This window comes from Polynucleobacter sp. 35-46-11 (genome assembly GCF_002281105.1).
In genome coordinates, this window is record NZ_NCFJ01000035.1 from 16,825 (window position 1) to 21,985 (window position 5,161).

The window sequence follows — 5,161 nt, forward strand, 5'->3', positions numbered from 1 at the left end:
GCGCCAGATAAATTTGAAAAGATGGACTTAGATTTTTTTGAAAAAGTCCGTCAAGAATATTTGCGTAGAGCCAAGGCAGATCCAAAACGTTTTTACTTGGTTGATGCCACAAAAACTCCAGAGGCTATTTGGAATGAGCTTGAGTCACTAAAGATCAATCTTTAAATGAGTGATGCGATGTTTCCACAAGAGCCGGCTAAAAAAATTGCTCCTTGGCTAGAGTCTGCCTGGAATGGCATTGACTTGGATGCATTTCCTAATGCAGTTTTGATTCATGGTCAATCGGGTATTGGCAAGTTTGAATTTTCTATTGAATTAGCCAAGGCGCTACTGTGTGAGACATCTTCCGGAGCAAAACCTTGCAATCAATGTGAGGCCTGTCGGTGGTTTGACTCTAGTAACCACCCTGACTTTATTGCCCTTGTGCCTGAAACGCACCGCAAGCTTTTACCCCATGCAGATTTTGAGGCGGATGCTGACTCACCTAAAAAGTCTAAATCTAGTCAAGCCGATGCTGATGGTGACGCACCCGAGAAAAAAGAAAAGAAAAGTATTTCTATTGAAGATGCTCGTAGCGCAATCGAAGGTCTCTCTATTGGCTCACATCGCGGTGGTAATCGAGTAATTTTGGTTTACCCGCTTGAGATGCTGAGATCAGATTCTGCCAATACCCTGCTCAAATCCCTTGAGGAGCCACCAAAAAATACAATCTTCATCTTGCTGGCAGATCGCCTCGATCGCGTCTTGCCTACAATTCGCTCGCGTTGCCGTTTGTTATCTGCGCCACGACCAGATCGATTGACGGGATTAAATTGGTTGCGCGCTGAACTGGGCAAGATCCCCAGTTTAAAAATGAGTGATGCCGATGTCGAGTCTATATATGACGAGCAGGGCGGCGCACCCTATGCTGTTTTAGATTCCTTAATTGCGCGCCACAATCAGGATGATAAAGATGAGCTCACTATTGCCATTCAAGCATCGCGATATTTATTGCAGGCAATGTCACAAGGTGCTCGCATTAATTGGTTGGATGCGGCGGACAAGACCCAAAAAGCGCGCTATTCAGCATTGTTAGCCACCATGCAACGCTGGGTTTCTGACTTGCAAAGTTGCGCGCAAATGGGTTCACCTCGCTACTATCCTAAGCATGAGGCTGCAATTAAGAGCCTTGTTCAGCAAGCGAACCTTCCTAAGTTACTCCGCTTTTGGAAGTCTTTAATACAGGCGCGTCGTCATGAAAATCACCCCTTAGCCACCCGTATACAGCTTGAAGCATTGCTTTCTCAATACCAGCAGGTATTTGAAGACTAAAATGGTGAGTCATGTTTATAGACTCACATTGCCATCTCGATTTCCCTGAATTTCAAAGCCGTCTACCTGAGGTTTTGTCTAATATGGCTGCCTCCAAGGTTAGCCATGCCTTGTGCGTTTCGGTAGATATTCCCGATTTTCCTAAGGTAAGAAAACTTGCCGAGGATCACTTCCATTTGTATGCCTCTGTTGGTGTGCATCCAGATTATGAAGATACGCCGGAGCCGAGTTTTGAATTCTTGGTTGAAGAGGCAAAACATCCCAAAATCATTGCCATTGGTGAGACAGGGCTTGATTACTATCGTATGGGTGATCGTAGCTATGAATCTATGGAGTGGCAAAGAGCGCGCTTTAGGACCCACATACGAGCTGCCATTGCATCTAAAAAGCCTCTCATCATTCACACTCGTGCATCTTCAGCCGATACTCTCAGAATCCTTAAAGAGGAGGGTGCCGATCAAATTGGTGGGGTGATGCATTGTTTTACAGAGAGCACCGAAGTTGCCAAGGCAGCCATGGAAATGGGCTTTTACATCTCTTTTTCTGGGATTGTGACTTTTAAGAGCGCCAAGGATCTTCAGGAAACCTGTAAACAGGTGCCTTTAGACCGCATGCTCATTGAGACCGATTCTCCGTATCTAGCTCCAATTCCTTATCGCGGCAAGACTAATGAACCCGCCTGGGTCTCTAAAGTCGGAGAATTTGTTGCTGATTTAAAGGGGGTTCCTGTTGAGTTGCTAGCCGACCAAACCTCAAGAAACTTTTTCCAATGTTTTCAGATAAATAGAGCTATTTCATGAGAAATTCATTTAAATTAAATCTGGCTTTCAGCATCTTCACTTGCTGTATATCTAGCCTAGTTTTAGCCCAAACAGCAGATCAAGTAGATGACTTCACTAAGGCAGCGAAGTTTGATGATGTTTCAGAGGTCCAATCCTTATTGAAGGCTGGGGTCAGTCCAAATACCCTAGATTCAAAGGGCAATCCTATGTTGATTGTTGCCATCCGGGATAAATCAAAGAAAGTTACTGATTTACTCATCTCAAACCCCGCAACCAACCTGAATTTGGCTAACAAAAGCGGTGAAAATGCCCTGATGATGGCGGCGTTTGATGGCGACCTTGCAACTGTAAAGTTACTGGTATTAGATAAAAAGGCTACCGTTAATAAGACTGGCTGGGCTCCAATTCACTATGCAGCCACAAATGGCCACTTACAGATAGTCCAGTTTTTAATGGCTAATGGAGCCATGATTAATGCCTTAAGCCCAAGCGAAACAACGCCTTTAATGATGGCAATTGGATCTGGCAATGATGACCTCATTAAATACTTGCTCGATAACGGCGCTGATTTGCGTATGCGTAATCATGAGGGCTATACAGCTATTGATGTTGCTCAGATGTTTGGTAAGGATGACATTCGTGATGGCCTGATGTCACGTTGGCAAAAGCTTTATAGGCAGCCGTATCCAGGCGGTCCGAAGAAGTCCCCTACATAATTGACGACATTTCTATCTGCGTATAATCATTATTATGTCAAACAATAATTGCATGTAAATCAATAGAACTACACAAGCGATAAATGTACCTACTTGACCACATAGCCAAACTCCCCGGCTTTTATGATCTCCCTAGCTTTAGCACCTTATTAGCTGAGATTAATGCTGATATGGGAAGTAGCCAGATTTGGTTTGTTTTGATATTGGCATGTCTTATGCTGACATTACATGGCATTGCAGTGCTCATGATTGCAGGTGCATTTCATTGGATAGATCGAAAGCTGGAAAATAGACGCATATATGGCGCCAACTTTTTGTCTTATTTCATTGCTATTTTGATGATTATCGCCAGCCATTTGACTGAGATCGTGGCCTGGGCCTATCTCTGCGTTGCATTGCAAGTCTTCCCGACCAATCCGCAGACATTTTATTTTGCTGGCGAGATGTACACCACAGTTGGATTTGGGACTTATAACCTATCCGAACAGTGGAGAATCTTGCCAATCATCATTTCCTTCTCAGGCATCTTTGCTGTCTCGATGTCTGGAGCAGCCTTGTATTCGATGATGGGTGCTTTATTGAATAGAGGCAATCAAAACCCCAAATCAGGGGCTGGATTCTAAGCTATCAGTCTAATTTTGTGATTAACAGCTCAATTAATGAGTTTTGACTTATCTGCCGGCGCCTTTTGCTTAAATACCAACTCTAAAACACGTCCATTGGACTCCAGGGATCGCATTCTGCCTGGTAGCCAATCGAGATCCCTTGCCAGCCAGATATCCACTTGACGCTTATATGGATCGTTTTCACGTTGCATGAGGGCGTAATGACGATTCACTGACTTGCCTAAACTAGGAATCTCTTCGGATTCTGTCTCACCATAACTTTTAAACTGCCACATTTCTAAGGTGTTGTAGTCGACAACAGGAAGTGCCCTAATACTCCCTGCTTCATCAATCTTGTCACTGCCATTTAACAGGGATGCAAATTGGAACATCAGACTGAATCGATCTTGAGTCCCAGGTAATAAATCAGGTGTGAACTCGGGCTTCTCGGAAAAATACATCTTCCCTGCTCCACTGTTATCGCGATCAAATCTTGAATAACGAGGAGGCTTTGTCCCGCGTTGAGTCCAGTAGATCGATGGAGCAATTCCGTATGCATCAACAGAGCCGCGAGACTCAAAAACAAATGGGCCAACCACAGCATAAGGAATATTGATGTAAAGGCGATAATTATCGCCTTCCGTAATCCAGTCTAACTGTGCTGTCTGATAAAGCTGCCCATCAACATAGGCATCAAAATAATAGATGCCGGAATCGGGTAGACGAAATGCTTGTCCAGATTGATTGCCGAGTCCGCCCTGCTCTCCTTCCCCTTGGTCTGATAAAGGATCTGCCGACACAGCATTCGCCTGCTTAGGAGGCGTTTTTTTCTTTGGCGCGCTTGCCATCTGAATATTTTTTGGAAGCTCTACACGCAGATCTGTTTTGATAATAAGATCTTCAGCGATGGGTGGCTGATTACCAAAAGAAATAAAAGGCAAACCAAAAAATAAAATCAGGTGGCCAAATACGGATAGAAAAATTGCAGCAACCAGAATCCACAGAGATTTTTTGCGAACCCCTTGGAACAGGTTGCTGGAATTAATCAAGATATTACTGTTCGATGAATGCTATCACCGCTGGAAGATGATCGGCATAGTCAGCAATTCCATGATCGCTTCCCTCTAAAACTAACTGCTGAGCACCAGAATAAAAAGCAACCATTTCTTTCCAGTCTAGTAGTTCATCACCCTTAGCGGCAATTAAGAAGTAACGATTAGGGTCGGCAATAGCATCTACTTGCAAGGAGCGTAATTGGTCAATGTACTCGGCCTTGAAATCAAATGGCTCTTCGCTGTCGTATGCCGTCATCATGCCAACATGAGGCTCAAGCTCTCTCGCTGCATATACAGCGGGATTCAGCGCAACACCTTTACATTGATATTTTTCAACAAGGTAGTTTGTATAGAACCCCCCTAAGGATGAACCGACGATAACTAAGCGATCAGCCTGAGATTGATCAATATGCTTGACCACCATGTCCATACTTTCTTTTGGCGATGCCAGCAATTGCGGGCAATACCATTCATATCTATTTTGCGTTGTTGAGAGCGCCCTCACCGCTTCACCAGTCATCACCGCCTTAGTTGAATTTGGCGATGAGCGAAAGCCATGCAGATAAACCAATAGTGTTGTTTTCATTAAGGAGCCTTAACCCTTCTGCCCAATTTCAAAGTTCGCCATCTTTTCAAGCGCCCTCACCATGGCGGAGTGATCCCAGGCTTTGCCACCGTGAGCGCTACAGGAG

At 44.4% G+C, this 5,161-nt stretch carries 7 protein-coding genes and 1 pseudogene; 5 read left to right on the forward strand and 3 right to left on the reverse strand.

Annotated elements, in window-relative coordinates; all coding sequences use genetic code 11:
* The 5 genes from B7Y67_RS04810 to B7Y67_RS04830 form a co-directional block, all read left to right on the forward strand.
* Positions 1–165: dTMP kinase (locus B7Y67_RS04810; protein WP_367227272.1), on the forward strand; the 165-nt coding region annotated here is incomplete at its 5' end.
* Positions 166–1,311, forward strand: a complete 1,146-nt coding sequence (locus B7Y67_RS04815; protein ID WP_293597626.1) for a DNA polymerase III subunit delta' — start codon at positions 166–168, stop codon at positions 1,309–1,311.
* 11 nt (positions 1,312–1,322) lie between these two features.
* Positions 1,323–2,111 (forward strand): TatD family hydrolase, encoded by a 789-nt coding sequence (locus tag B7Y67_RS04820; RefSeq protein ID WP_293597627.1) that lies wholly within the window; start codon positions 1,323–1,325, stop codon positions 2,109–2,111.
* Positions 2,108–2,809, forward strand: coding sequence for an ankyrin repeat domain-containing protein (locus B7Y67_RS04825; protein WP_293597628.1), 702 nt, complete (start codon positions 2,108–2,110; stop codon positions 2,807–2,809). Before B7Y67_RS04820 ends, B7Y67_RS04825 begins: the two co-directional genes overlap by 4 nt.
* Before the next feature lie 83 nt (positions 2,810–2,892).
* A complete protein-coding gene (locus B7Y67_RS04830) occupies positions 2,893–3,432 on the forward strand; it encodes an ion channel (RefSeq protein ID WP_293597629.1) in 540 nt (179 codons plus the stop codon).
* Between the two features lie 29 nt (positions 3,433–3,461).
* Here the strand turns inward: B7Y67_RS04830 and B7Y67_RS04835 are convergent, their stop codons facing one another.
* The 3 genes and pseudogenes from B7Y67_RS04835 to B7Y67_RS04845 all read right to left on the reverse strand — a co-directional run.
* Positions 3,462–4,463 carry a DUF3108 domain-containing protein gene (locus B7Y67_RS04835; RefSeq protein WP_293597630.1) on the reverse strand — a complete coding sequence of 334 codons (1,002 nt, stop codon included), beginning with the start codon at positions 4,461–4,463 and terminating at the stop codon, positions 3,462–3,464.
* Positions 4,464–4,467: 4 nt separating this feature from the next.
* Positions 4,468–5,055 carry a YqiA/YcfP family alpha/beta fold hydrolase gene (locus B7Y67_RS04840; protein WP_293597631.1) on the reverse strand — a complete coding sequence of 196 codons (588 nt, stop codon included), beginning with the start codon at positions 5,053–5,055 and terminating at the stop codon, positions 4,468–4,470.
* A gap of 9 nt (positions 5,056–5,064) precedes the next feature.
* Positions 5,065–5,161 (reverse strand): annotated as a pseudogene (locus B7Y67_RS04845) (2-hydroxy-3-oxopropionate reductase); the annotation flags it as partial.